Source organism: Nocardioides exalbidus (assembly GCF_900105585.1).
In the GTDB taxonomy this organism is placed as follows: domain Bacteria; phylum Actinomycetota; class Actinomycetes; order Propionibacteriales; family Nocardioidaceae; genus Nocardioides; species Nocardioides exalbidus.
Genome location: NZ_FNRT01000002.1, coordinates 2,858,808 through 2,882,368, shown reverse-complemented (window position 1 = coordinate 2,882,368; position 23,561 = coordinate 2,858,808). Strand labels below are relative to the sequence as shown.

Annotated in this window: 28 protein-coding genes and 1 tRNA gene; 12 read left to right on the top strand and 17 right to left on the bottom strand. The window is 72.1% G+C overall.

The window, feature by feature from the left end; genetic code table 11:
• Nucleotides 1-56: 56 nt before the first annotated feature.
• From BLV76_RS14155 to kduI, 3 genes are all read right to left on the bottom strand, one after another.
• Complete coding sequence (locus tag BLV76_RS14155) at nt 57-1,148, bottom strand: substrate-binding domain-containing protein (protein ID WP_090969703.1); 1,092 nt, start codon at nt 1,146-1,148, stop codon at nt 57-59.
• A 139-nt stretch (nt 1,149-1,287) separates the two neighbouring features.
• A complete protein-coding gene (locus tag BLV76_RS14150; protein WP_090969702.1) occupies nt 1,288-2,061 on the bottom strand; it encodes an SDR family oxidoreductase in 774 nt (257 codons plus the stop codon).
• The gene (kduI, locus tag BLV76_RS14145; RefSeq protein ID WP_090969701.1) at nt 2,058-2,876 is read right to left on the bottom strand and encodes a 5-dehydro-4-deoxy-D-glucuronate isomerase; all 819 of its coding nucleotides are present in this window, start codon (nt 2,874-2,876) and stop codon (nt 2,058-2,060) included. Before kduI ends, BLV76_RS14150 begins: the two co-directional genes overlap by 4 nt.
• 166 nt (nt 2,877-3,042) lie before the next feature.
• Here kduI and BLV76_RS14140 point away from each other — a divergent pair, with 166 nt between their 5' ends.
• Nucleotides 3,043-3,840 carry an IclR family transcriptional regulator gene (locus BLV76_RS14140; RefSeq protein ID WP_090969700.1) on the top strand — a complete coding sequence of 266 codons (798 nt, stop codon included), beginning with the start codon at nt 3,043-3,045 and terminating at the stop codon, nt 3,838-3,840.
• 16 nt (nt 3,841-3,856) lie between these two features.
• Here the strand turns inward: BLV76_RS14140 and BLV76_RS14135 are convergent, their stop codons facing one another.
• Nucleotides 3,857-4,720, bottom strand: a complete 864-nt coding sequence (locus BLV76_RS14135; RefSeq protein ID WP_090969699.1) for a LysR substrate-binding domain-containing protein — start codon at nt 4,718-4,720, stop codon at nt 3,857-3,859.
• Nucleotides 4,721-4,803: 83 nt separating this feature from the next.
• On the opposite strand from BLV76_RS14135, the gene BLV76_RS14130 reads away from it, so the two are divergent.
• Entirely contained in the window at nt 4,804-5,697 is an 894-nt protein-coding gene (locus tag BLV76_RS14130; RefSeq protein WP_090969698.1) for an EamA family transporter, read from the top strand.
• Between the two features lie 105 nt (nt 5,698-5,802).
• Here the strand turns inward: BLV76_RS14130 and BLV76_RS14125 are convergent, their stop codons facing one another.
• Nucleotides 5,803-6,153, bottom strand: coding sequence for an HU family DNA-binding protein (locus BLV76_RS14125; protein ID WP_175539683.1), 351 nt, complete (start codon nt 6,151-6,153; stop codon nt 5,803-5,805).
• Nucleotides 6,154-6,186: 33 nt separating this feature from the next.
• On the opposite strand from BLV76_RS14125, the gene BLV76_RS14120 reads away from it, so the two are divergent.
• Genes BLV76_RS14120 through rpsN form a run of 7 tightly spaced genes read left to right on the top strand, consistent with a single transcriptional unit; the run spans nt 6,187 to nt 8,581 of the window.
• Entirely contained in the window at nt 6,187-6,450 is a 264-nt protein-coding gene (locus BLV76_RS14120) for a type B 50S ribosomal protein L31 (RefSeq protein ID WP_090969696.1), read from the top strand.
• Nucleotides 6,447-7,523, top strand: coding sequence for a CobW family GTP-binding protein (locus tag BLV76_RS14115; protein ID WP_090969695.1), 1,077 nt, complete (start codon nt 6,447-6,449; stop codon nt 7,521-7,523). The genes BLV76_RS14120 and BLV76_RS14115 overlap by 4 nt, the downstream gene beginning before the upstream one ends.
• 27 nt (nt 7,524-7,550) lie before the next feature.
• Nucleotides 7,551-7,730: a 50S ribosomal protein L32 gene (gene rpmF / locus BLV76_RS14110; RefSeq protein WP_090969694.1), complete on the top strand. Its 180-nt coding sequence runs from the start codon at nt 7,551-7,553 to the stop codon at nt 7,728-7,730.
• The gene (gene ykgO / locus BLV76_RS14105) at nt 7,727-7,849 is read left to right on the top strand and encodes a type B 50S ribosomal protein L36 (protein ID WP_090969693.1); all 123 of its coding nucleotides are present in this window, start codon (nt 7,727-7,729) and stop codon (nt 7,847-7,849) included. The genes rpmF and ykgO overlap by 4 nt, the downstream gene beginning before the upstream one ends.
• Before the next feature lie 29 nt (nt 7,850-7,878).
• Nucleotides 7,879-8,115 (top strand): 50S ribosomal protein L28, encoded by a 237-nt coding sequence (gene rpmB, locus BLV76_RS14100; RefSeq protein ID WP_090969692.1) that lies wholly within the window; start codon nt 7,879-7,881, stop codon nt 8,113-8,115.
• Nucleotides 8,115-8,282, top strand: a complete 168-nt coding sequence (gene rpmG / locus BLV76_RS14095; RefSeq protein ID WP_090969691.1) for a 50S ribosomal protein L33 — start codon at nt 8,115-8,117, stop codon at nt 8,280-8,282. Before rpmB ends, rpmG begins: the two co-directional genes overlap by 1 nt.
• Complete coding sequence (rpsN, locus tag BLV76_RS14090) at nt 8,282-8,581, top strand: 30S ribosomal protein S14 (RefSeq protein ID WP_090969690.1); 300 nt, start codon at nt 8,282-8,284, stop codon at nt 8,579-8,581. Before rpmG ends, rpsN begins: the two co-directional genes overlap by 1 nt.
• A 64-nt stretch (nt 8,582-8,645) precedes the next feature.
• Here the strand turns inward: rpsN and BLV76_RS14085 are convergent.
• The 6 genes from BLV76_RS14085 to BLV76_RS14060 all read right to left on the bottom strand — a co-directional run bounded on the left by BLV76_RS14085 (nt 8,646) and on the right by BLV76_RS14060 (nt 14,321).
• Nucleotides 8,646-8,719 (bottom strand) — tRNA-Met (locus BLV76_RS14085).
• A 49-nt stretch (nt 8,720-8,768) separates the two neighbouring features.
• The gene (locus BLV76_RS14080; protein WP_090969689.1) at nt 8,769-11,768 is read right to left on the bottom strand and encodes a UPF0182 family membrane protein; all 3,000 of its coding nucleotides are present in this window, start codon (nt 11,766-11,768) and stop codon (nt 8,769-8,771) included.
• Nucleotides 11,765-12,406, bottom strand: a complete 642-nt coding sequence (locus BLV76_RS14075) for a PPA1309 family protein (protein WP_217630352.1) — start codon at nt 12,404-12,406, stop codon at nt 11,765-11,767. The genes BLV76_RS14080 and BLV76_RS14075 overlap by 4 nt, the downstream gene beginning before the upstream one ends.
• Nucleotides 12,403-13,455 carry a YlbL family protein gene (locus BLV76_RS14070; protein WP_090969688.1) on the bottom strand — a complete coding sequence of 351 codons (1,053 nt, stop codon included), beginning with the start codon at nt 13,453-13,455 and terminating at the stop codon, nt 12,403-12,405. Before BLV76_RS14070 ends, BLV76_RS14075 begins: the two co-directional genes overlap by 4 nt.
• Nucleotides 13,456-13,547: 92 nt before the next feature.
• Complete coding sequence (locus BLV76_RS14065) at nt 13,548-13,811, bottom strand: hypothetical protein (protein WP_245734683.1); 264 nt, start codon at nt 13,809-13,811, stop codon at nt 13,548-13,550.
• Between the two features lie 60 nt (nt 13,812-13,871).
• Nucleotides 13,872-14,321, bottom strand: a complete 450-nt coding sequence (locus BLV76_RS14060) for a molybdenum cofactor biosynthesis protein MoaE (RefSeq protein ID WP_090969687.1) — start codon at nt 14,319-14,321, stop codon at nt 13,872-13,874.
• 62 nt (nt 14,322-14,383) lie between these two features.
• Between BLV76_RS14060 and BLV76_RS14055 the strand changes: the two genes are divergently transcribed.
• Nucleotides 14,384-15,712: a zinc-dependent metalloprotease gene (locus BLV76_RS14055; RefSeq protein WP_090972738.1), complete on the top strand. Its 1,329-nt coding sequence runs from the start codon at nt 14,384-14,386 to the stop codon at nt 15,710-15,712.
• Nucleotides 15,709-16,308, top strand: a complete 600-nt coding sequence (locus tag BLV76_RS14050; RefSeq protein WP_090969686.1) for an NUDIX hydrolase — start codon at nt 15,709-15,711, stop codon at nt 16,306-16,308. Before BLV76_RS14055 ends, BLV76_RS14050 begins: the two co-directional genes overlap by 4 nt.
• On the opposite strand, the gene BLV76_RS14045 is transcribed toward BLV76_RS14050, so the two are convergent.
• From BLV76_RS14045 to BLV76_RS14035, 3 genes are all read right to left on the bottom strand, one after another.
• Nucleotides 16,257-16,820, bottom strand: a complete 564-nt coding sequence (locus BLV76_RS14045) for a M48 metallopeptidase family protein (RefSeq protein ID WP_090969685.1) — start codon at nt 16,818-16,820, stop codon at nt 16,257-16,259. The genes BLV76_RS14050 and BLV76_RS14045 overlap by 52 nt on opposite strands.
• Before the next feature lie 72 nt (nt 16,821-16,892).
• A complete protein-coding gene (locus tag BLV76_RS14040; protein WP_281246166.1) occupies nt 16,893-17,924 on the bottom strand; it encodes a PHP domain-containing protein in 1,032 nt (343 codons plus the stop codon).
• A 227-nt stretch (nt 17,925-18,151) separates the two neighbouring features.
• Nucleotides 18,152-18,970, bottom strand: a complete 819-nt coding sequence (locus BLV76_RS14035) for an enoyl-CoA hydratase/isomerase family protein (protein ID WP_090969684.1) — start codon at nt 18,968-18,970, stop codon at nt 18,152-18,154.
• Nucleotides 18,971-19,161: 191 nt separating this feature from the next.
• Here BLV76_RS14035 and BLV76_RS22600 point away from each other — a divergent pair, with 191 nt between their 5' ends.
• Nucleotides 19,162-19,320 (top strand): DUF5679 domain-containing protein, encoded by a 159-nt coding sequence (locus BLV76_RS22600; protein WP_090969683.1) that lies wholly within the window; start codon nt 19,162-19,164, stop codon nt 19,318-19,320.
• 89 nt (nt 19,321-19,409) lie between these two features.
• Here BLV76_RS22600 and BLV76_RS14025 read toward each other — a convergent pair whose 3' ends face one another.
• From BLV76_RS14025 to BLV76_RS14015, 3 genes are read right to left on the bottom strand one after another with little or no spacing between them, the layout of a single operon-like run.
• Nucleotides 19,410-20,246 carry a formylglycine-generating enzyme family protein gene (locus tag BLV76_RS14025; protein WP_090972734.1) on the bottom strand — a complete coding sequence of 279 codons (837 nt, stop codon included), beginning with the start codon at nt 20,244-20,246 and terminating at the stop codon, nt 19,410-19,412.
• A 56-nt stretch (nt 20,247-20,302) separates the two neighbouring features.
• Complete coding sequence (locus tag BLV76_RS14020) at nt 20,303-22,624, bottom strand: sulfatase-like hydrolase/transferase (protein ID WP_090969682.1); 2,322 nt, start codon at nt 22,622-22,624, stop codon at nt 20,303-20,305.
• Nucleotides 22,617-23,486 (bottom strand): IclR family transcriptional regulator, encoded by an 870-nt coding sequence (locus tag BLV76_RS14015; RefSeq protein ID WP_090969681.1) that lies wholly within the window; start codon nt 23,484-23,486, stop codon nt 22,617-22,619. The genes BLV76_RS14020 and BLV76_RS14015 overlap by 8 nt, the downstream gene beginning before the upstream one ends.
• Between the last annotated feature and the right edge of the window lie 75 nt (nt 23,487-23,561).

The following is a 23,561-nucleotide window of genomic DNA, read 5'->3' as shown; positions in this document are numbered from 1 at the left end:
CTGGGGGCGCGGCCCGACTGCGACCTCGTCGTCAGCCTTGGCGGGGGATGTCATGGTCACGAAATCGCGCCCTGCGAGCGGCTGAAGACGTTGTCGCAGTCGAAGTCGGCCTCGTCCACGACGGGAGAGGTGAAGTCGGCGACGTTGTCCCCGGTGATGAGGAACTGCTCGGCGAACCAGGCGCGGTCCTCGGCGGAGATGTCGTCCACGGCGAGCTCGCCGGTGGCGACGCAGTAGCCGATCGCCAGGCCGATGCCGCCCTGCCACGGGCCGTCGGAGGAGACGGTCGCGGTCATGGTGCCGTCCTCGATGGCGGTCAGCGCGTCCGGGACGGCGTCGATGCCGACCACGGCCACGTCGGTGCGACCGGCCTGCTCGAGCGCGGCGAGCGCGCCGAGGGCCATGTCGTCGTTGGCCGCCCAGATGCCCTTGATCTTGTCACCGTGCTTGGTGAGCAGGGTCTTGGTGACCGCGAGCGCCTCGTCACGCGAGAAGTTGGCGGTCTGCTGGTCGAGGAGCTCGACGTCGGGGTTCGCGTCGAGCGAGGCCTCGAGGCCGGCGTAGCGGTCCTTGGCGGCGCCCGTGTCGAGGATGCCCTGGAGGGCGATGATGCCGCCCGAGCCGCCGATGGCCTCGGCGAGCGCGTCACCGATCTGCTGGCCCGACTCGACACCGTTGTAGGTGATGTGGCTCAGCCACTGCGAGTAGTCCTCGACGTTGACGTCGGCGGGCTTGTTCCACTGGGTGACGAGGAAGGCACCGGCCTCCTGCGCGCCCTCGACGATCGGGAGGGTGTCGGAGTCGCCGTTGGGCAGGATGTTCATGACGAGGCAGTCGGTGTTGCCGGCGAGGAGCTGGGTGATCTGCTCCTGCTGCTTGGTCGAGTCGCCGTCGTAGGTCAGGCGCTGCTGCTCGAGGCCGACCTGCTCGGCGAACGCGTCGCCGCCGTCGAGCCACGAGGCCTCGTAGGGGTTGGACTCGTTGCGCACCTGGCCCACCAGGGTGACGTCCTCGGGCGCGCAGGCGGAGGCCTCGGAGCCGCCGTCGTTGCCGCCGCCGCCGCTGGCCTCTTCACTGCAGCCGGCGAGCGCGGCGGCAGCCAGGGTCAGGCCGATCACGACTGCGGTCGGTCGAGAGGTGAACTTCATGGTCGATCCTCATTCTCTTTCGGTGCCGGGACTCCGGCGGTGGGACTGACTGGGTCAGGCGTTGCCCCGAGGTGATGGATTCCTTGCTGGTGGTGCGGGGTCGTGCTGGTTTCTGCTGGGTGGTGCGGGTCGTGCAGGTCTAGCGGGCCATCCAGCCGCCGTCGACGACCAGCACGTGGCCGTTGACGTAGTCGGCAGCGGAGGAGCTGAGGAACACCGCGGCGCCCGCGATGTCGTCGGCGGAGCCCCAGCGACCGGCCGGGATCCGCTCGAGGATGGAGCGCGAGCGGTCGGGGTCCTCGCGCAGCGCCGTGGTGTTGTCGGTGGCGATGTAGCCGGGGGCGATCGCGTTGACCTGCACGCCGTGCGGGCCCCACTCGTTGGCGAGCGCCTTGGTCACGCCGGCGACGGCGTGCTTGCTGGCGGCGTACGACGCCACGCGGATGCCGCCCTGGAAGGTCAGCAGGCTCGCGATGCTCACGATCTTGCCGTGGCCGCGCTCGACCATCGGGCGACCGAGCGCCTGGGCGAGCAGGAACACGCCGTTGAGGTTGATGTCGAGCACGCGCTCCCAGTCGTCGCGGGAGACGTCGACGGTGTCCTGCCGGTCGATGATGCCGGCGTTGTTGACGACGACGTCGACCTGCCGCGACGCGGCGAGCTCGGCACCGGTGCGCTCGACGGCGTCGAGGTCACCCATGTCGAGGTCGACCACGTCGACCTTGCCTCCGAGCTCGACGACGGCCTCGCGGGTCGCGTCGTTGCTGCCCGGGCGTCCGACCAGGACGACCTCGGCACCTGCGCGGGTCATCCCGAGCGCGATCGCCCGGCCGATGCCCCGGCTCGCGCCGGTGACGACCACGCAGCGACCGGTGAGGTCGAACGGGGACGCCGTCTGGGACGGGTGGGTCACAGGTCCTCCACCGCCACGGGCGCGAGGTCGGTGTAGCAGTTGTTCTCGCCGGCCATGGCCCAGATGAAGGCGTAGGAGCCGGTGCCGGCACCCGCGTGGATCGACCACGGCGGCGCGATGACGGCCTCACGGTTCTTCATCACGAGGTGGCGGGTGGCGCCGGGCTGGCCCATGAAGTGGAAGACGCGGTCCTCCTCGGCCAGGTCGACGTAGCAGTAGATCTCGGTGCGACGCGCGTGCAGGTGCGGCGGGAAGGTGTTCCACACCGAGCCGTTGGCGATGACGGTGACGCCGAACTGCAGGACGGAGGTCTCGACCTCCTGGCCCCAGACGTAGCGGAAGAGGTTGCGCTCGTTGGCCGAGTCGGAGGAGCCGAGGGCGACCGGCTCGATCTGGTCGTGGCTCAGGTGGGAGGCGGGGTACGTCGCGTGGGCGGACGCGGAGACGAAGTAGTAGGCGGCCTCGGCCCCGGCGAAGGTGACCTCGCTCCCCCGGCCCGCGTAGAGGCCGTCGAGGTGCTCGAGCTCGAACTTCTCGCCGTCGACGAGGACGTGGCCCGGACCACCGACGTTGATGATGCCGAGCTCGCGGCCCTCGAGGTGCGACTCGGTGCCGAGCACGTCGGCGTACGCCGGCAGCTCGAGCTCGCCGACACTGGGAACGGCTCCGCCGATCACCATGCGGTCCTCGTGGGTGTAGGTCGCGCGGACCTCGCCGTCGACGAACAGGTCCTGGACCAGGAAGTTGTCACGGAGCTCCGCAGTGGTGGACGTCTCCGCACTGGTGGGAGAAGTCGAGTATCGGACCTGGATCACGCGGAAGCTCCTTGGTTTATGAACTGCGTTCGTCTATGTGAACTGCGGAGGACGCTACATGTGACGGCCGCCACTGGTCAAGCACCTGAATACTGTCCATGTATGCGAACTCCCGCTACAGTCGGAAGTACTGGGGACAGGGGGTCCCTGACACACGAGGAGTGCGATGTCCACGCAACAGCTTCAGAAGGAGATCGGCGTCACCGCCGCCGGTCCGGTCAAGTCAGCGGCGCGAGCCCTCGACCTCCTCGACGAGATCGCGGCCAACGGCCCCGGCACGCAGCTCCAGCTGTCGACGCGGCTGAGCATCCCCAAGAGCAGCCTGCACGCGCTGCTGCGCACGATGACCGACCGCGGCTGGCTCCAGACCGACCAGACCGGCAGCGTCTACCAGCTCGGGATCCACTCCCTCGTCGTCTCCTCCGCCTACCTCGACGGCGACCCCGTCCTCGCCCGCGCGCAGTCGGTGCTCGACGAGGTCGCCGCGGCCACGGAGGAGACGGTCCACCTCGGTCGCCTCGACGGCGACGACGTCATCTACACGGCCAAGCGCGAGTCGATGCACCCCCTGCGCATGCACTCCGCCGTCGGCCGCCGCCTCCCCGCCTACGCCACCTCGCTCGGGCGCGCCCTGCTCGCCGAGCTCCCCGTGGAGCAGCGCGTCGGCATGGTCCCCGAGCACATCAGCGCGATCACGCCCAACACCACGACGAAGAAGGAGGCGGTCCTCGAGATCATCGACCGCGCCGTCGTCCAGGGCTACGCCACCGAGAGCGAGGAGTCGTGCATGGGCGTGCGCTGCTTCGGCGTGGCGCTCCCCTTCAGCCACTCGGCCGTCGACGCGCTCAGCGTCGCGGTGCCGATCAGCCGCCTCGACAACGGCCGCGAGGACCTCATCATCGAGACGCTGCTCAGCGTCAAGGCCCGCCTCGCCGCCGTCCACGGCAACAGCATGGTGCGCTAGTCACGTCCCGAGGCCCTCAGCCCGTCACCAGCCGGTCCATGACCGCCCGCAGCGGTGGCCAGGTGTCGCGCCCGCGCCGCACGACGGCGAAGGCGCGCAGCATCGTGACGGGGTCGCGCAGGCGTACGACGCTCACCCCGCGCCGCGTCGTCCGACCGCGCGGCAGCAACGCCACTCCCCTGCCGTCGAGGATCAGGTCGTCGACCAGCTCGAGGGAGTCGATGCGGTGCACGATCCGCGGCACGAAGCCGGCGCGCGAGGCCAGGGTGCGCAGCGCGTCCTCGTCGGCGGTGTTGCGCGAGTTGACGATCCAGTCGCGGTCGGCCAGGTCGGCCAGGGCCAGACGGCGGTCACGCGTCGGGACGCCGACGCCCCACTCCCTCTGCCACAGCGGCGTGACGTCGTGGTCGTCGCGCCACTCGGCCGGGGCGAGGTCGTAGTCGTAGACCAGCGCCAGGTCGACCTCGTCGCGCGCCAGCAGGTCGAACGACTCCCGCGGCTCGTGCTCCAGGATCCGGACCTCGATGCGTGGGTGCGTACGACGCAGGTCGTCGATCGCGGGCGACAGCGAGCGGCGGATCGCCGAGGCGAAGCCGGCCACGCGCAGGACGCCGGCGGGCTCGGCGGCGGGGTCGAGGTCGAGCCGCGCGGACTCGACGGCGGCAAGGATGGTGACGGCGTGGTCGGCCAGGCGCCGGCCTGCCGGGGTGAGGCGCACCCGCCGGCCGTCGGGCTCGAGCAGCGGGGTTCCCACGTCACGGGCCAGGGCGGCGATCCCCTGCGAGACGCTCGACGTCGTGGTGCCGAGCACGCCGGCGACCTCGTGCATCGAGCCGAGCCGTGACAGCTCGAGCAGCATGGTGAGCCGGCGGACGTCCATCCTCCCATTGTGTCGATCTCACGAACGATGTGTCCAGCAGAGTCACGTGGACGCGAACGGTTCTCGTCCCCTCTACTGGGGACATGACCCGCTCGAGCTCCCTCTCCCCCGCCCGCGCCGGCGCCTCGATGGCGATCGCCTCGATGCTCTGCGTCCAGCTAGGGCTCGCTGTCTCGGTCGGCCTGATCGACGACATCGGCTCCTCCGGCGCCGCCTGGCTGCGGCTGTTCTGGGCCGGGGTCCTGCTGCTCGTCGTCGTCCGTCCGCGGCTCGGGCTCTACTCCCGCGAGGCCCTGCTCGCCGGCACGGCGCTGGGCGTGGTCACCGCCGGCGTCACCCTCCTCTTCATGGAGGCCGTCGCCCGGCTGCCGCTCGGCACCGCCAGCGCGCTGGAGTTCCTCGGGCCGCTGGCGGTCGCCGTCGTCCGCAGCCGGGGCACCGGGCGGGCGTGGGCGCTGCTCGCCGCGGCAGGCGTCGTCTGCCTGACCCAGCCGTGGTCCGGGCACGCCGACCCGGTGGGCGTGGCCTGCGCCCTCGGCGCAGCGGTGTGCTGGGCGGCGTACATCCTGCTGACCCAGCGCGTCGGCGACGCGGTCAGCGGCCTGGGCGGGCTGGCGATCTCGATGCCCGTGGCCGGCGTCGTGGCGACGGTGGTGGCGGGACCGGGCGTGGTCGACCACCTCACGCCGGAGCTGCTGCTGTACGGCCTCGGGCTGGCGATCCTGCTGCCGGTCGTGCCGTTCACCCTCGAGCTGCTGGCGCTTCGACGGCTGACGACCGGCGCCTTCGGGACGCTGATGGCCCTCGAACCGGCGTTCGCCCTCGTCATCGGATTCCTGGCCCTCAGCCAGGTGCCGAACGGGCTCGCGGTCGCCGGCATCGCGCTGGTCGTCGCGGCCGGCATCGGCGCGGAGCGCAGTGGCGCCCGGGGCGAGACCCGCGACGCGCCCGATGACGTCAGGGCGCTGGCCGCCTGACGACCCGGACCACGCCGGCCACGAACGCACACGTGTCCGAGAAGTCGCCCCTGGATCGGTGGATCGAGGGCAACCTCTCGGACACGTGTGGTCGCCGGGGGCGCGTCAGCCTGCCGAGACCGCCTGCTTGAAGCCGGCCGCCGGCTTGAACGCGGGCGAGGCGCCGGCCGCGATCTCCATCGCCTCGCCGGTCTGCGGGTTGCGACCGGTGCGCGCCGCGCGCTCGCGTCGCTCGAAGGTGCCGAAGCCCGGGAGGGTCACGCGGTCACCGGCGGCGACGGCGCGGGTGATCGCGTCGAGCACGGCGGTCACGGACGCGTCGGCGTCCGCCTGGGTGTGACCGGTGGTGGCGGCGACGGCCTCGACGAGGTCCTTGCGGTTCATGTGCTGCTCCTTGCGTGGTGCGGGTGTGCGGTGCGTGCCGGGCGGGGTTGCCCGGCTGGACGAGTGTGTCATACTTGAGAACGATTCTCGTTCTCAGGAGGACTTGTGAAGCAGGACATCCACCCCACCTACGGACCCGTGGCCTTCCGCGACCGTGCCACCGGCCGCCTCTTCGTCACCCGCTCGACGCTCGCCGGGCGCGACGGCGACGGGTCGGTCGAGCACGTCGAGGTCGACGGGACGTCGTACCCGGTCATCGACGTCGACGTGACCAGCGACAGCCACCCGTTCTGGACCGGCACCGCCCGCACGCTCGACAGCGAGGGCCGCGTCGAGAAGTTCCGGCGGCGCTACGGGGCCGGCGCATGAGGACGTCGCTCGTCGTGGTGACCGGGGTCGACCCGGTGGCGATGGACTCCACGTTGCTGACGCTGGCGTGGGACCTCCCGCGCACGGTGTCCGTCCGGCACCGCATCGACCCGCACTCCCAGGTGCTCACCCGCGTCGTGAGCGACGTCAGCGGCGTGCTCGAGCAGGTGCACACCCAGCTCGAGCACGCGTGCGTCCACTGCGCGCTGCGCGAGGACATCCTGCCGACGCTGGAGCGGCTGGCCCGTGACCCGCGCTGGGGCACGATCGTGGCCGGACTGCCCACCGGCACCGAGGCCGGCCAGCTCGCCACGGTGCTGGCCCGTGACACCCGGCTCGCCCGACACCTGCGGCTGAGCAGCGTGGTGGCGACGTTGTCGTCGGGCGACCTCGTGCGCGACCTGCTCAGCAACGACCTGCTGCGCGAGCGCGACGCCCACTGCAACCCCGGCGACGACCGCGGGGTCGGCGAGGTGGCGTGCGCGCAGCTCGAGCTCGCGGACCACGTGGTGCTCGACGCCGACCCCGGAGCCGAGGCGACCGACCTGCTGCGTGCGCTCGTACGTCCGGGGGTCCCGCTCGTCGTCGGCGTCGACCGCGTCGACGCAGCCGAGGTGGCCAGCGGTCGGCACCACCACCAGCTCGCGCACGGCTGGAGCTCGCCCGAGCTCGACACCGAGCTCCCGGCGCTGGGCGACTCGCGCGCCTGGCGGCTGCGGCTGGCCTCCCCCCGGCCGTTCCACCCCGACCGGCTGCTCGACCGGATCGAGCGCCTCGGCAGCGGCGCCTTCCGGGCCCGCGGCACCTTCTGGCTGCCGACCCGGCCCGGCGACCAGCTCGAGTGGTCGGGTGCGGGCGGCCAGCTGAGCATCGGCGCACACAGCCCGTGGGGTCGTCGTACGCCGGCCACGCGGCTGCTGTTCACCGGTCTCGGCGCCCCGCCCGCCGCGCTCGTCGCGGCGTTCGAGGACATCCTCCTCACCCCCGCCGAGGCTGCGCGCGAGCCGCGCTCGTGGCACGTCCTCGAGGACGGGCTCGAGCCCTGGCTCGGCACCATCCGCGACGTCGCCTGACCCGCCCACCACACGACAGGAGCTCCCATGGCCGTGCCCAAGCGACGTACGTCGCGCAGCAACACCCGCCACCGCAGGTCGCAGTGGAAGGCGACCCCGACCGACCTCGTGCCCGTCACCGTCGACGGCGGGACCCACCGCGTCCCGCGCCGCCTGGTCCGCGCGGTCCAGCGCGGGCTCGTCTCCCCCGGGAGGAGGTCGTCGTGAAGGTCCGCAGCTCGATCCGGTCGGTGAAGGAACAACCGGGCTCCCAGGTCGTGCGCCGCCGCGGGCGGACGTACGTCATCAACAAGCGCAACCCCCGGCTCAAGACCCGCCAGGGCTGAGCACACCAGAGCACACCAGAGAGGACCCCATGGCACGCACCTGCCAGGTGACCGGCGCCCGTCCGGGCTTCGGCCACCACGTCTCGCACTCGCACCGCCGCACCAAGCGCCGCTTCGACGTCAACGTCCAGTCAAAGCGCTACTGGGTGCCGAGCCTGCGCCGCCACGTGACGCTGACCCTCAGCGCGCGGGGCATCAAGACCGTCGACCAGCGCGGCATCGAGGCCGTCGCCGCCGACATCCGCGCACGAGGGGGTCGGATCTGATGGCCGCCGGCAACCACGTCCGTCCGAAGGTGAGGCTGCGCTCGAGCGCCGGCACCGGCTACACCTACGTCACCACCAAGAACCGCCGCAACGACCCGGACCGGCTCACCATGCGCAAGTACGACCCGCGCGTGCGCCGGCACGTCGAGTTCCGCGAGGAGCGCTGATGGCGAAGCTCTCGAAGGTCGTGGCCGACGAGCGCCGCAGGCGGACGGTGGCGAGGTACGCCGAGCGCCGGGCCGCGCTGAAGCACGCGGTCCGCACCGGCACCCCGGGCGAGCGCGACGCCGCCGTCCGCGCGCTGTCACGGCTCCCCCGCGACGCGTCACCCGTGCGCGTGCGCAACCGCGACCAGGTCGACGGCCGGCCCCGCGGGTACGTCGGCCGGGCGGGCGTCTCGCGGATCACGTTCCGCCGTCTCGCGCACGCCGGCGAGCTGCCGGGGATCCGCAAGGCGTCCTGGTAGCGCGCCACCAGGAGCGGAACCGACGAAGGCCCGGACCGTGCGGTCCGGGCCTTCGCCTTCTGTGTAGCGGGGGCAGGATTTGAACCTGCGACCTCTGGGTTATGAGCCCAGCGAGCTACCGAGCTGCTCCACCCCGCGTCGGTGAACAGAACATTACAGGGGTGGTCCGGCACTACCCAAATCGGGGTCAGCCGGCGAGGTTCACCGCCTGCTCGATGAGCTGGCGGGCCTCCTCCATGAGGCGGGCCCACTTGACCGTGTTGCCGTTGCGCTGCGCCTCGTCGGCCTGGTTGAACTTGGTCTCGGCCTGCTGGAGCAGGTCGCGGATCTGGGCCTGCGTGCCACCACCCGACGGCGGGTTCGACGGTTCCGCCGTGGGCGACTCGGTGGGCGAGGTCGTCGGCGTCTCGGTGGGCGTCTCGGTCGGGGTGCCGGGGTCCGTGCCGCCGGTCGACGCGGTGTCGCCGTCGAGGGAGTCCGAGATCGCCGACGTGAGCGTCGTACCGATCCCCACGTTGCCCTTGTAGGAGACCAGCACGAACGTCAGGACCGGGAAGGCCGACTCGTTGTTGCGCCGCGTGTAGAGCGGCTGGACGTACATGAAGTCGTCGGCCACGGGCAGCGTCAGCAGGTTGCCGTAGAGGATGTCGGCGTCGCCCTGGGTGTAGGGCAGCAGCTGGTCACGCACCTCGTCGTTGGTGCTGAGCTGGTTGGCGATCAGGCGCGGTCCGTCGGTGCCCTCGTCGGGCAGCTCCTTGACCGAGATCTTGCCGTAGCTGTCCGACGTGGCGTCGCTGTCGACCTCCATGAAGGCGGCGAGCTTGTCGCGCTTGGGCCACACGTAGGTCGAGGTCAGCGACCAGACCTGGGTGCCGTCCTGGTCGGTGAAGAGGCGGTAGGGCGGCTGCACCTTGTCGGTGGCCTGCGGGTCCTTCGGCGCCTCCCAGCGCTCGGAGCCCTCGAGCCACGACTGCGGGTCGGTGACGTGGTAGCGCTGGTACTGGTAGCGCTGGGCCTTGAAGAGGTCCTCCGGGTAGCGCAGGTGGTCCATCAGCGAGTCGGGGATCTGGTCCTTCGGCTGGACCGTGCCGGGGAAGACCGCCGACCAGGCCTTGAGGATCGGGTCGTCCTCGTCCCACTGGTAGAGCGTGACGGTGCCGTCGTAGGCGTCGACCGTCGCCTTGACCGAGTTGCGGAGGTAGTTGACTTCGTCGGTCGGGAGCGTGGCGAAGGCGTTGTCGTCCTGCAGGGCGTCCTGCGTCATCGACTCGAACGACGCCCTCTGCGAGCCGGGGTACTTGTCGGTGGTCGTGTAGCCGTCGAGGATCCACTGGATCTTGCCGTCGATGACGGCCGGGAAGGGATCGGAGTCGACGGTCAGCCACGGGGCGACCTTCTCGACCATCTCGCGCGGGTTGCGGTCGTAGAGGATCTTCGAGTCGGAGTCGACGCGCCCGGACAGCACGAGGTTCGGCTCGGAGTACTTGATCGCGTAGAGCAGCTTGGTGAAGACGTTGCCGATCGGGACGCCGCCGGCCCCGTCGTAGGTCGTCAGGCGGTCCTGCTCCTCGGCGGCATCGGTGCCGGAGTCGGTCGTCAGGTCGAGCTCGATCGAGTTCCCGTTGGGGCGGGTGCCGACGACGCTGTAGGTCGGGCTCATCTCGCCGTAGTAGACCCGCGACTCGTAGCCCTCAGGGTCCATGGTGCCCAGCGCGTTCTGGTTCGCGGCCTGGCCCTCGGCCCACTGGATGGTGCTCGACTGGCGCTCGTCGTCCTCGGGACGCTGGTTGGCGTAGGCCGCGATGACCCCGTTGCCGTGGGTGTAGACGGTGTGGAGGTTGGCCCACGTCTGGTTGTCGGAGGCGATGTTGCTCTGGTCGAGCTCACGCACGCCCAGCACGATCGCCCGGTCGTTGCCGTCGAGCTCGTAGCGGTCCACGTCGAGGACGCTGTTGACCGCGTAGTAGGGACGCACCTGCTGCTGGCGCTGGAAGGTCTCGCTCGCGACCTTGGGGTCGACCAGCGGCACCGACGAGGTGATGCCGTCCAGTGCGGCGAGCCGGCCGTCGGCGGGGATGGGCGTGCCGGCGAACTGCTCCTCCTCGATCTGGTCGAGCATGAACGCCTCACGGGTCGCCTCGATGTTCTTCTCGAGGTAGGGGCCCTCGCGGTCGGGCACGTTGGGGTTGACCTGCAGGGCCTGGACGAGCGTCGGCACGACGAGACCCAGGATGATCGCCGAGAGCGCGAAGAGCGCGACGCCGACCGACGGCAGGAGCCAGGTGCGGCGCCAGATGTTGGCGAGGAACAGCCCGGCGCACACGATCGCGATGCCGGCGAGGATCTCCTTAGCGGGGAGCACCGCCTTGTCGTCGGTGTAGCCCATGCCCGTGAAGATCGAGCCGGAGCTGGTGACCAGGTCGAAGCGGTCGAGCCAGTAGTCGACGGCCTTCGCGAGCACGAACATCGCGAGCAGCGCCGAGACCTGGATCTGGGCGGCGCTGGTCAACCGCTCCCCCGCCCGTGCGGAGAGCCGGATGCCGCCGAAGACGTAGTTCATCAGGATCGTCGCGAGCAGGCCGATGACGGCCAGCGCCATCACGTAGTCGACGAGGTAGTGCCAGAACGGCAGCTGGAAGACGTAGAACCCGATGTCCTTGCCGAAGTAAGGGTCGGTGCTCCCGAAGCTCTCGCTGTGCTGCCACAGCGAGTAGCTGCGCCACTGGCCGGTGGCAGACGCGCCCGCGAACAGGCCCATCACGGCCGCGGCGCCGCCGATCACCCAGCCCATGCGCGGCGAGAGCAGCTCGCGGTAGCGGTCCATGCCGTCGTCGGGAAGCCCGGGCATCCCCGGGAAGAGCACGGGCCGGTAGCGGTAGGCCATCGACATCGTCACCGCAACCGTCGCGGCCATCAGGCCGGCGAAGACGAAGAAGAGGCCGATGCGGGTCAGCAGCAGCGTCGTGAAGACCTCGCTGTAGCCGACGGACTTGAACCACAGCCGGTCGGTCCAGAACGACGCGAAGCCGCTCAGCAGCATGAAGAGCAGGATCAGGATGATCGCGGTGATCACCAGCGCACCGGGTCGTCGCGACGGGGCCGCGGGACGCTGCCCGCCGGGGCCACCGGGTCGCTGCGGGCCCTGGGGCCCGGTCGGTCCGCTCGGTCGGTCGAATGGAGTGCTCATGCGGGCCCTTGCTCGTGGGGGTGCTCGTGGGGGTGCTCGTGGGTGTCGTGCAACGTCGCGTGGAGGAGGTCGAGGAGGCCCGGCACCAGCTCGGTGCCGTTGACGACCGACTGCTCGTCGTCGTGGGCGCGCAGGCGCAGGGCGCAGTAGGACGCCCCGGCGCGGGTCACGCCCGCCACCATGCGTACCTCCTGGCGGTCCGGGTGCTCGCGCGCGAACAGCTCGGCCGCCGTGGGGTCGTCGGGGATCTCGTCGTCGGTGCCGGGCGGCAGCACGAGGCGCTCGATCACCGCGGCGCAGCCCGACACGCTGTCGGGCCACGCGATCGTCTGGAGCGCCTCCTCGAGCGCCTGGCCGGGCGGGAGGCCGTCCTGCTCGATCGGGGTGAACGACCCGTCGTCGCCGGGGCCGTCGATGCGCATCGCGGCGGCAAGCCCCGGCTCCTGGGCGACGAGGGCCGCGGTGTCGACGAGTGCGTAGAGCCGCGCCGGCTGGTCCCAGCCGTCCTGGGCGACGTGGGCCTCGATCTCGAGCACGGCCGCGGCCAGGGCGGGGTCCTCCGGGAGTGGCTGGTCGGGCAGCGCGGGCTCCGGCCGGGGCTCGTCGGGATTGGGCTGCTGGTCGGGCAGGTCGGTCATGAGGCGGTGTCCTCGCAGCTCGGGAGCGTGGCGTCGTGGTCGGCCACCCAGTCGGCGATCGTCGTGACCGCGCCGTCCATCGTCGTCGCCTTCGCCAGCCGCATGCCACCCGGGTCGACTCCCCCGATGCCGTCGCAGTTGTCGGCCGGCACGAGGAAGAGCTCGGCCCCCGCGTCGCGGGCGGCGGCGATCTTCTGCTGGATGCCGCCGATCGGGCCGACCTTGCCGGCGGGCGTGATGGTGCCGGTGCCGGCGATGTCGGCGCCGTCGGTCATGGATCCGGGCGTGAGCGTGTCGTAGATGGCGAGCGACATCATCAGCCCGGCGCTCGGGCCGCCGATGTTGTCGGCGATGTTGACGCTGACCTGGAACGGGAAGTCGTAGCCCACTCCGGGCGTGATCCCGACGCGGAGGTCGCCGTCGACCGTCTCGGGCGTGACCCGGACGGTCTTCTCCGTGCCGTCGCGGCGCACGACGAACGTGATCGGCTGCCCCGCCTTCGCCCTGTCGACCGCGTCGACGACGTCCTGTGCCTCGGTGATCTCGGTGCCGTCCACCTCGAGCAGCACGTCGCGGACCTCGAGCCTGCCGTCGGCCGGCAGGCCGGGCGTGACGTCCTGGACCTCGACGACGGGGGCGACCTTCTCGCCGAGCTGGGTGAGGGCCGCGGCGATGGCGGTGTCCTGCGAGGACACCATGGCCACCGCCGACTCGCGGTCGCTCGACTCGTCGGTCTCGTCAGGGGCGTAGATGGAGGACCGCGGCCACACCGCCGCGTCGGGGTCGAAGTAGGCCTTGAGCAGGATCGGGAGCGTCACGTCCTGCTCGGGCTGGCTGACGTAGACGGTGGTCATCCGCATCTCACCGTCGTCGTAGTAGGCCTTGTGGCCGGTGACCTGCACGGTCTCCTCACCGTCGCTCTTCGCGAGGATGTCGACGGTGGGGCCGGGGTAGTAGGTGACGTAGGGCAGCGGCACGAAGGCGGCGGTCCCCCACAGCACGGCCAGCAGGCACAGCGCGAGCAGCCCCGCCCTGGTCCGCTGACTCATGGGCGCAACTCTCTCAAACCGTCGCAACCCGCGGACAACCCGCCATCACCCCGAGTCGCTCAGCGGTGGTCCAGTGGTGGCTCGGGGGTGGCTCAGGAGGCGCGTCGGGTGCTGCCGTCGGTGCTGGAGCTGGGACGGACAGCGATGCCGGTGCTGCGGTCGCGTGCCGGGGTCGGACCGCGAGGTGGCGTACGACGGGCGCCGGCCGGCAGCTCCTTGGCGAGGGCCTTGGCCATCCGCTCGACGGCGACGTCGCGGTCGACCTCGCCGCGTCCGTCACGGCCCGCCCACGAGACCCACAGCATCGCCACCACCGTCGCGACGACGGCGGGCACGAGCCACAGCAGGATCTCCACACGGTGAGCCTAGGCCGCCGGCGGCGGTCGATCGGCGAGCGCGCCGAGCGTGTCGAGGCCCTACGGCGTGCCGACCCACTCCTCGGTGTCGTCGTCGAAGAGCTGGTGCTTCCAGATGGGCACCTCGGCCTTGAGCGTGTCGATCAGCGCGCGCGAGGCGGCGAAGGCGTCGCCGCGGTGGGCGGCCGTCGTGGCGACGACCACGGCGAGGTCGCCGATGCGCAGCTCACCGACGCGGTGGACCGCGGCCACCGCGCGGACGTCGTGCTCCTCCGCGACGCGGCGGCACACGTCCTCGAGCCGCGCCGCCGCGGTGGGGTGGGCGGAGTAGCCGAGCCCGACGACGCCCTTGCCGCCGTCGTGGTCGCGGACCTTCCCGACGAACAGCGTGAGGCCCCCGGAGCCGTCGTCGTCGAGCGCGTCGAGCACCTCGGTCACGTCGAGCGGCGTGTCGCGGATGGCGACGAGTCGCACCGGATCCGATCCGGGGCCGGGCTGGGGATTGCTCACGCGGGCGAGTGTAGGGCGGCGCGGCCGGGCGAGGTGTAGGTCGGGTGGGTACCGTGGACGGCATGAGTGACACCCCCGGCGGCCCCGGGCAGTCCGGCCAGGACCCCGACGACAACAACCCGTTCAAGGGCACGCCCTTCGAGCAGATCTTCTCGCAGATGGGTGGTTTCGGCGGGGGTGGGCAGATGCCCGACCTCAACGCGCTGATGTCGCAGATGCAGTCGCTCTTCGCGCCCGGCGGCGACGACGGCGGGCCGGTCAACTGGGAGACCGTCACCGACCTCGCCCGCAAGTCGGCCGCGCAGGAGCCCGACCCGACGGTGACCCCGGCCCAGTCGGGCGCGGTCGCCGACGCCGTACGGCTCGCGGACCACTGGCTCGACACCACCACCGGCTTCGCGTCCGGCGTGACCACCACCGCGGCCTGGTCCCGCGCGGAGTGGATCGTCGAGACCGTCGACGTGTGGAAGGTGCTGGTCGAGCCCATCGCCGGCTCCGCCACCAACGCCCTCGGCGCGGCGATGCCCGAGGAGATGCGCCAGCTCGCCGGCCCGCTCATGGCGATGCTCGGCAAGGCCAGTGGCGCGATGGTCGCCTCCCAGGTCGGCAGCGGCCTCGGCGCCCTCGCCGGCGACGTGCTCAGCGCCTCCGACATCGGCCTGCCCCTCGGCCCGATCGGCAAGGCCGCCCTGCTGCCGACCAACGTCACCGCCTTCGCCGCCGAGCTGCCCGACGTCACCGCCGACGACGTGCTGCTCTACCTCGCGCTGCGCGAGGCCGCGCACCAGCGACTGTTCGCCGGCGTGCCGTGGCTGCGCGACCACCTGATCGGCGCCGTGGCCGACTACGGCAAGGGCATGGACTTCGACACCTCCGGCATGGAGAGCAAGCTCCGGGAGATCGACATGACCAACCCGCAGGCGATGCAGGACGCGCTGGCCGGTGGCCTCTTCGACCCCGAGCCGTCACCCGCCCAGAAGGCCGCCCTGGAGAAGCTCGAGGTCACCCTCGCGCTCGTCGAGGGCTGGGTCGACGAGGTCGTGGGGCAGGCCACGGCCGAGCGGATGCCGGCTGCGGCCAAGCTGCAGGAGACCGTACGCCGCCGGCGTGCCGCCGGCGGCCCGGCCGAGCAGACCTTCGCCACCCTCGTCGGCCTCGAGCTGCGCCCGCGCCGGCTGCGCGACGCCTCGACCCTGTGGGGCTCGCTGCGCACCCGACAGGGCGAGGAGGCGCGTGACGGCGTGTGGATGTCGCCGCACCTGCTCCCCACCGCGGCCGACCTCGACGACCCGCTGGGCTTCCGCGAGGGCTCGGACGCCCCGAGCGCCCTCACCGAGGACGAGTTCGACGCCGAGCTGCGCAACCTGCTCGACGGCGGCACGCAGGAGTGACCGAGCTCCACGCGAGCGCCGTCGACACGCTGGCCCGCTGGGTGGCACCGACGGAGGGCCAGGACGTCCTGCGCCGCCGCTACCTCGACCACCTCGCCGCGCACCCCGACGGGCTCGCCAAGGCCTGCTTCCCCGACCACCTGACCGCCGGCGCGATCGTGGTGTCGCCCGGTGCCGACGCGGTGCTGCTCAACCACCACCGCAAGGCCGGTGCGTGGCTGGCGTTCGGCGGCCACCTCGAGCCGGGTGACGCCTCGCTGGCCGACGGCGCGCGGCGCGAGCTCGTCGAGGAGTCCGGCCTGGCGTCGTTCGACTTCGACGACGAGCCGCTGTGCCTCGACGCGCACGCCGTCGAGTTCTGCTCCGACCGCGGCACCGTCCACCACCTCGACGTGCGCTTCGTCGCCGTCGCGGAGCCCGACGGCTCCCACGCGACCAGTGACGAGTCGCTCGACGTGCGCTGGTGGCCCGTCGACGCGCTGCCCGAGACGTTCCCCGACATGTACGTCCTCATCGACACCGCGCTCGAGCGGGTCCGCTCGCGTCAGTCGTCCTCGACGCCCGGCGGCGGCTCGAGCCGCGCGGCCGCGGAGTAGCCCTCGAGGTAGCCCTTGGCCTTCTCGGCCCTCGGGTAGCGGTCCACCCACCCCCAGAACGCGGGGGTGTGCCCCGCCTCGAGCAGGTGGGCGAGCTCGTGGACGAGGACGTAGTCGACGACCCACGCCGGCACCTGCTGCAGGCGGTCGCTGAGCCGGATCGTCCGGTCGCCCGGGGTGCACGAGCCCCAGCGGGCGTTCTGGTTGGTCACCCAGCGCACCGACGCCGGCACCGCCAGGCCACCGAAGTAGAGGTCGTTGAGCTTGGCCGCGCGGGTCGCGAGGTCGTCGTCCGAGCGCAGCTTGCGCCTCTCCTGGCGCTGGATCCGGGCGACCATGTCGGCCACCCAGGTGGCCTCGTCACGCTTGCTCATCGTGGCCGGGATCAGCACGACGATGCGGTCGCCGTCGCGGTAGGCCGACACCGTGCGACGACGCCGGCGGGATCGGCGTACCTCCACGGCAGGCGGGACGTCGGGCGTGACGTCAGGCGTGCCGGCCGGGGCGCTCATGCGGCGAATCTAGCCGTCCACCCCCTGCCGCGGCACGCATCACGCGCGATCCAGACACGCTCTGGACAACCTTCACAGCCGATGCGCGGCCCACTCCAGCAGACGGTCGCGCTCCCACGTCGTGACGATCCGGTCGGGGTCGATGCCGGCCTCCGTGGCGCGCGCGGCGCCGTGGTCGAGCATGTCGAGCTGGCCGGGCGCGTGGGCGTCGGAGTCGATCGAGAACAGGCAGCCGAGGTCGCGGGCGAGCCCGAGAAGCCGGGTGGGCGGGTCGCGGCGCTCGGGGCGCGAGTTGATCTCCACCGCCACCCCCTCCTCGGCACACGCGGTGAAGACGGCCGTCGCGTCGAACTGGCTCTGCGGGCGGGTGCCGCGGTTGCCGGTCACCAGGCGGCCGGTGCAGTGGCCGAGCACGTTGGTGTGGGGGTTGCGGACCGCGCCGATCATCCGCCTCGTCATCGCGGCGGCGTCCATCTTGAGCTTGGAGTGCACCGACGCGACGCGCACGTCGAGCCGGCGGAGCATCTCGGGGGTCTGGTCGAGCGAGCCGTCGTCGAGGATGTCGACCTCGATCCCCTTGAGCAGCGTGAACGCGCCGCCGAGGTGCTCGTTGACCGCCTCGACCACGCCGAGCTGGCGCGAGAGCCGTTCGGCGCTCAGCCCGTTGGCCACCCGCAGCCGGGGGCTGTGGTCGGTGAGCACGAGGTAGTCGTGGCCGAGCTCCATCGCGGTCATCGCCATCTCCTCGATGGGCGAGCCGCCGTCGGACCAGTCGGAGTGGGAGTGCAGGTCGCCGCGCAGCCGGGCGCGGAGCTCCTCGCCGCCCGTCGCGAGCGGTCCGGCGGTCTCCTCCAGCGCGACCAGGCGCTCGGGGACGACACCGTTCACCGCGTCGGTGATGACCGCGGCCGTGCTGGGCCCGATGCCCGTGAGCTCGGTGAGCGTGCCGGCCCCCGCACGCTGGCGTACCTCCTCCTCGGGCAGCGGCAGGATCGTGCGCGCCGCCTTGCGGAACGCCTCGATGCGACGGCTCTCCTCGCGCTGGCGCTCCATCAGGAACGCGATGCGTCGCAGGGTGGCGACAGGGCCGCGGACCTCGCTCACTCTTCTCCCTCCACAGCGCCCTCGGGCGCGTCTGCGCTGGTCACCCGGCACAGTACGGCGATCCGGCGGGCGTGTCGCCCACAGGGTGCTCCCCACGACGGGGCCCGTGCTCCACGGGGTCGGGCCCGCCCTCCCCACGCTCTCCACAGGTCTGTCCACAGGGGTGGACGCCGACCCGGCGACCAGGGCCGGCGGCACTCCCGGCGTTGCGCCTCAGTCGCGGGCGGTCAGCGGCCCTCGAACCGCGGCGCCCGCTTCTCCCGCGCGGCGCGGATGCCCTCCTGCAGGTCGGCGGTCGCGAGCGTCATCGGCTGCGCCAGTGCCTCCCACTGCAGGGCGGACTCGAAGTCGGCGTGGCCGCCGTCGGCGAGCGCGATCTTGGTGAGGCGGGCCGCGATGGGGGCCGTCGCCGCGATCCCGGCTGCGGTCTCGAGCACCTCGTCGAGGAACGACGACGGCTCCAGGACGCGCGAGACCAGGCCGAGGCGGAGCGCCTCGTCGGCCTCGACGACACGGCCGGTGAGCAGCAGGTCGCGCGCGTGGGCGGGACCGACGACGTCGGGCAGCAGCCAGGTGCCGGCCATCCCGGCGTGCATCCCGAGCTTGTTGAAGGGCAGCCCGAGCCGCGCACCGGATGCCGCGTGGCGGATGTCGCAGGCGAGCGCGAGGCAGAGCCCGGCCCCGATCGCCGGGCCGTTGACCGCGGCGATCGTCGGCACCTCGAGGCGCCGGATCGAGAGCCAGGCCCGGTAGAAGGGCAGCATCCGCCGGCGCAGGTGGTCGACGCTGGCGTCGGGCTCGCTCGCGATCCACGACGTGTTGCCGCCCGAGCAGAACGCGCTGCCCTCCCCGGTCACCACGACGGCCCGCACGGAGGTGTCGGCGGCCAGGTCGTCGATGGCGGCGGACCACGACGCGGTCATCTCGTCGCTCATCGCGTTGCGCATGTCGGGGTTGTCGAGGGTGAGCAGCACGACGCCCTCGGAGGGGCGCTCGAGGCGCAGGTGGACGAGGTCTCGGTGGGGTCGCGCGGGGGTCTCGGGCATGGCCCGAGGGTACTGATCGGGCTGAGCGTGGGGAGAAGCGGTTTCACGCTCAACGCGTGTGGTGCGTGAGCGTGGCCCACGCGTGGCGTAGGGTCTTCGACGGAGCGCTGGCAACCGCCGCGTTCCCCGGCGGGCTTCCCCAAGACAACCCCGTCGCGACGACCAAGAAGTAACGAAGCAAGGAGGCCGTCATGGCGGAGACCTGGAGCGGTGAGTTCTACTGCGTCAAGTGCAAGGAGAAGCGCGAGGCGGAGGGCGAGATCAAGGTCAACGACAAGGGCACCAAGATGGCCAAGGGCGTCTGCCCGGTCTGCGGTACCAACCTGAACCGCATCCTCGGCAAGGCGTGACCTCAGCCCTCACGAGCTGAGCGCACCCCGCGCTGATCACAGCGGCGTCACCCCTCGGGTGGCGCCGCTGTTGCGTGTCGAGCCGCCAGTCAGTCGGCCGCGATCCGGAAGCCGAGGTTGCCGGCGGTCGAGTCGGGCGAGTGCGACTGCCGGGCCGAGACCCGGTAGCGGCGGCAGTACGACGCGTGGCACAGGTAGGAGCCTCCGCGGCTGACGCCGCCGGCGTCGGTCGGCGACCACTGCCCGGCGCACCACTCCCACACGTTGCCGGTCGTGGCGTGGAGGCCGAGCGCGTTGGGCGGGTAGGCCCGCACGGGTGCCGTGCCGCGCCAGCCGTCCTCGGCCGTGTCGTCCGTCGGGAAGGTGCCCTGCCACACGTTCATCCGGTGCTCGCCACCCGGTTCGAGCTCGTCGCCCCACGGGAACGGCTGACCGACCAGTCCCCCGCGCGCGCCGTGCTCCCACTCGGCCTCGGTCGGCAGCCGGCCGCCCGCCCAGGCGGCATACGCCTCCGCGTCGCGGCGCGAGACGTGCACGACCGGGTGGTCGCGGCGGTCGTCGACGCTCGACCGCGGTCCCTCGGGGTGCGCCCAGTCCGCGCCGTGCACCTCGCGCCACCACGGGGCGGCCGCGACCCCGCGCGTGGGCGGGAAGTCGTCGGGCAGGAGCCCGCCGAAGACGAACGACCACCCGAAGGTCTCGGCCTCGGTGCGGTGGCCGGTCGCCGCGACGAAGTCCGCGAACTCGGCGTTGGTCACCGTGGTGCTCGCGATCCGGTAGGCCGCGAGCACCACCTCGCGCACCGGCCACTCCTCGGGGTGGTCCGGGTCGTCGCTGCCGACGAGGGTGCTGCCGCCGGGGAGGCTGACGAGCCCGCCAGGCCCGCCGAGCCCGCCGGGACGTCGTACGACGACGGGGTCGGGCACCGCGGACGGCTCGCGACCCGCGTCCCGCCCGTGCGCCGACGGCGAGCAGCAGCCGCTCACTGGTGCACCATCACCGCGTGCTCGCGTCCCTCCTCCGTGCCCGGGTCGACGACCTCGTCGAGGTCGAACCGGACGCGGTGGATCAGGCCCTCGAACGCGTTGCGCACGGGCAGGTAGTCGTCGACCACCGGCGTGCCGCGGTCGACGCCGACGTTGAAGGTCTCGTCGAAGGAGAAGTAGTAGGCCGTGGTGACCGGGATCCGGCCGCTGCCGACCGCGACGCCGTCGACCTCGAGGGTCACGTGGGCCCCGCTTCCGACTGGGCCGCCGTCGTAGTCGAAGCGGACGACGAGGTCGTGCCGGCCCGGGGTCATCGTCTTGCCGCCGCGGACCACGTTGAGGTCGCGGCCGACGAAGTTGTAGGCGTAGTGGGGCACGCCGTTGACGACGTAGAGCGACCAGCCGCCGAACCGCCCGCCCTGGGCCACCACGACGCCGCTGGCGCCGGTGATCACCTCGATGTCGGCGGTGATCACGTGCGAGCGGTTCTTGACGTTGGGCGCGGCCTCCTCGGTCAGCCGGCCGACCCGCGGGCCGAACGACAGCGACGAGCGGCCGAGGTGCAGGTCGAGGCGACCGGCGACGTCGGGGTTCTCGCGCTCGGTGACCCGGTCGTCGAGCGGCAGCACGTGGTAGCGCGCGGCCTCCTGCATGAAGAGCTCCTGGAGCTCACGGAGCTTGTCGGGGTGCTCGGCGGCGACGTCGTGCGCCTGGCTCCAGTCGCCGCTCGTGTAGTCGTAGAGCTCCCAGACGTCGTCGTCGAACGCCGGCTTGTCGTCGCCGACCATCTCCCACGGGATGCTGTGCTGGGTGACCGCGGTCCAGCCCTCGTGGAAGATGCCGCGGTTGCCGATCATCTCGAAGTACTGGGTGCTGCGCCGCTCGGGCGCGTCGGCGTCGTCGAACGAGTAGGCCAGGCTGGTGCCCTCGATCGGCTGCTGCTCGACCCCGCCGAAGACCTCGGGGGCGGGCACCCCGGCGGCCTCGAGGATCGTCGGCAGCAGGTCGATGACGTGGTGCCACTGGTGCCGGACCTCGCCACGCGCCTTGATCCCGTTGCCCCAGCGCACGATCATCCCGTCGCGGGTGCCGCCGAGGTGGGCGAGCTGCTTGGTCCACGGGTAGGGCGTGTTCATCGCGAGCGCCCAGCCGACGGGATAGATGGCGTACGTCGTCGCGTCCCCGAGCGTGTCGAGGCGCGCCGCCATGTCGGCGGTGTCGTCCTGGATGCCGTGGCCGACCAGGTGCTCGCGGAAGGTGCCGCGCGGTCCGCCCTCGCCGGAGGCGCCGTTGTCGCCGAGCATGAGCACGATGAGGGTGTCGTCGAGCACGCCCATCTCCTCGAGCGCCTCCACGAGCCGCCCGATCTGGGCGTCGGTGTGCTCGGCGAAGCCGGCGTAGGTCTCCATGAAGCGCGCGGCCACGCGCTTCTCGGTCTCGTCGAGCTCGTCCCAGCGCGGCACGCCCTTCGCCCAGGGCGCGAGGTCGGTCGACTCCGGGACGATGCCCAGCTCCTTCTGGCGCGCGAGGGTCTCCTCGCGCTGGGCGTCCCAGCCGGCGTCGAACTTCCCGGTGTACTTGTCGCGCCACTCGGGAGCGACGTGGAACGGCGCGTGCGTGGCACCGAACGCGACGTAGGTGAAGAACGGGCGGTCGGGCGTGATCGCCTGCTGGTTCTCGATCCAGGAGATCGCCTTCTCGACGAGGTCCTCGGACAGGTGGTAGCCGTCCTCGGGCAACCTGTCCGGCTCGACGGCGTACCGGCCCTGGTAGAGCTGCGGGTACCAGTGGTTCATCTCCGCGCCCATGAAGCCGTAGAAGTAGTCGAACCCCTCGCCCATCGGCCAGCGCGGGAACGGCCCCGACGGGCTCACCTCGACCGGCGGGGTCTGGTGCCACTTGCCGACGGCCGCGGTGCAGTAGCCGTTGCCGCTGAGGATCTGCGCGATGGTGGCCGCGCTGGCCGGGCGGTAGCCGTGGTAGCCGGGCTCCGGCGTCGACATCTCCGAGGTCACGCCCATGCCGACCGAGTGGTGGTTTCGGCCGGTCATCAGCGCCTGGCGCGTCGGCGAGCACAGCGACGTGACGTGGAACCGGCTGTAGCGCAGGCCCTCGTCGGCCAGCCGCTGCGCGGTCGGCATCTCGCACGGTCCGCCGTAGGGCGACGACGCGCCGAACCCCATGTCGTCGATGAGCACCACCACGACGTTGGGCGACGTCGGCGGTGCCTCCACCGGCCGGATCGGCCGGGCGGTGGTGTCGACGTCGAGCGGAAGGCGGGTGCGGTCGGGCTGGCTGGTGGTCGCGTCGTCAGTCACCGGTGGGGGCCTCTTTCTGTCGGGTCGGTCGAGGGTCGGGTCGGCGGTGCGGTGGAGAGTCTGGCGTGCGGGAGCCCTGCAGCTCGTGGCGACGCCCGGCGATCTCGTCTGCGGCGGCGACGGCGAGCCGGCCGAGCGGCTCGAAGCGCGACTCGGTCAGCCGCTCCCCCGGCCCCCAGAGGCTGACGACGGCCACCGGGCGGCCGGACACGTCGAGCACGGGGGCCGACACGCCCCAGGCGGTGGTCTCGAACTCGCCGCGGCACACGGCGTACCCCCGTCCGCGCGTCAGCGCGAGCTCCTCCTCGAGCGCCGCGAGCGAGGTGATCGTGGCGTCGGTGTGCCGGGTCAGCCGGTCGCCGCGCGGGACCTGCAGCAGCGTGCGGAGCTGGTCGGGCTCGGAGAAGGCGAGCAGCACCTTGCCGGTCGAGGTCGCGTGCATCGACACCGCCCGGTCGCGCCAGCCCGCCGCCACGACGGCACCGCCGGTCGCCTCGGCCACGTAGGTCAGCGTCCCGTCGCGCACGACGGCGAGGGCGGCGGTCTCGCCCACGGTCGCGGCGAGGCCCTGGAGCACCGCCTGCGCCGAGCGGGCCAGGGCCGCGCCGCCGGCCTGGCCGGCGAGGTCGATCAGCCCGAAGCCGAGGGAGTAGATGCCGCTGGCGTCGTCGCGGGAGACGAGGCGCTGGTGCTCGAGGGTGGCCAGGATGCGCCAGGTCGTGGTGCGGTTGAGGCCGACGGCCTCGGCGAGGGCGGCGGCCGTGCCGTCCGGGCCGGTGGCGGCGGCCACGGCACGCAGCAGCGCGACCGCCCGCTCGACCGACTGCACCCGGTTGGCACCGGGACGACCCTGTCCGGACATCCCTTCTCATTTCCCTCAAGTTCATTGACCGCTCCTTGCGAGCGGCCTATGTTGCGTCTACCACTACTGCCGTTC

Bases quoted from the DNA above. Each gene is read 5' to 3' on its own strand.
- BLV76_RS14015 (WP_090969681.1), bottom strand. From the start codon at position 23,486: ATGTCCGGACAGGGTCGTCCCGGTGCCAACCGGGTGCAGTCGGTCGAG.
- BLV76_RS14125 (WP_175539683.1), bottom strand. From the start codon at position 6,153: ATGACACACTCGTCCAGCCGGGCAACCCCGCCCGGCACGCACCGCACA.
- BLV76_RS14135 (WP_090969699.1), bottom strand. From the start codon at position 4,720: ATGGACGTCCGCCGGCTCACCATGCTGCTCGAGCTGTCACGGCTCGGC.
- BLV76_RS14080 (WP_090969689.1), bottom strand. From the start codon at position 11,768: ATGAGCACTCCATTCGACCGACCGAGCGGACCGACCGGGCCCCAGGGC.
- BLV76_RS14130 (WP_090969698.1), top strand. From the start codon at position 4,804: ATGACCCGCTCGAGCTCCCTCTCCCCCGCCCGCGCCGGCGCCTCGATG.
- BLV76_RS14055 (WP_090972738.1), top strand. From the start codon at position 14,384: ATGAGTGACACCCCCGGCGGCCCCGGGCAGTCCGGCCAGGACCCCGAC.
- BLV76_RS22600 (WP_090969683.1), top strand. From the start codon at position 19,162: ATGGCGGAGACCTGGAGCGGTGAGTTCTACTGCGTCAAGTGCAAGGAG.
- BLV76_RS14035 (WP_090969684.1), bottom strand. From the start codon at position 18,970: ATGCCCGAGACCCCCGCGCGACCCCACCGAGACCTCGTCCACCTGCGC.
- BLV76_RS14140 (WP_090969700.1), top strand. From the start codon at position 3,043: ATGTCCACGCAACAGCTTCAGAAGGAGATCGGCGTCACCGCCGCCGGT.
- BLV76_RS14045 (WP_090969685.1), bottom strand. From the start codon at position 16,820: ATGAGCGCCCCGGCCGGCACGCCTGACGTCACGCCCGACGTCCCGCCT.
- BLV76_RS14075 (WP_217630352.1), bottom strand. From the start codon at position 12,406: ATGACCGACCTGCCCGACCAGCAGCCCAATCCCGACGAGCCCCGGCCG.
- rpmB (WP_090969692.1), top strand. From the start codon at position 7,879: ATGGCACGCACCTGCCAGGTGACCGGCGCCCGTCCGGGCTTCGGCCAC.
- BLV76_RS14070 (WP_090969688.1), bottom strand. From the start codon at position 13,455: ATGAGTCAGCGGACCAGGGCGGGGCTGCTCGCGCTGTGCCTGCTGGCC.
- BLV76_RS14115 (WP_090969695.1), top strand. From the start codon at position 6,447: ATGAGGACGTCGCTCGTCGTGGTGACCGGGGTCGACCCGGTGGCGATG.
- rpmG (WP_090969691.1), top strand. From the start codon at position 8,115: ATGGCCGCCGGCAACCACGTCCGTCCGAAGGTGAGGCTGCGCTCGAGC.
- rpmF (WP_090969694.1), top strand. From the start codon at position 7,551: ATGGCCGTGCCCAAGCGACGTACGTCGCGCAGCAACACCCGCCACCGC.
- rpsN (WP_090969690.1), top strand. From the start codon at position 8,282: ATGGCGAAGCTCTCGAAGGTCGTGGCCGACGAGCGCCGCAGGCGGACG.
- BLV76_RS14155 (WP_090969703.1), bottom strand. From the start codon at position 1,148: ATGAAGTTCACCTCTCGACCGACCGCAGTCGTGATCGGCCTGACCCTG.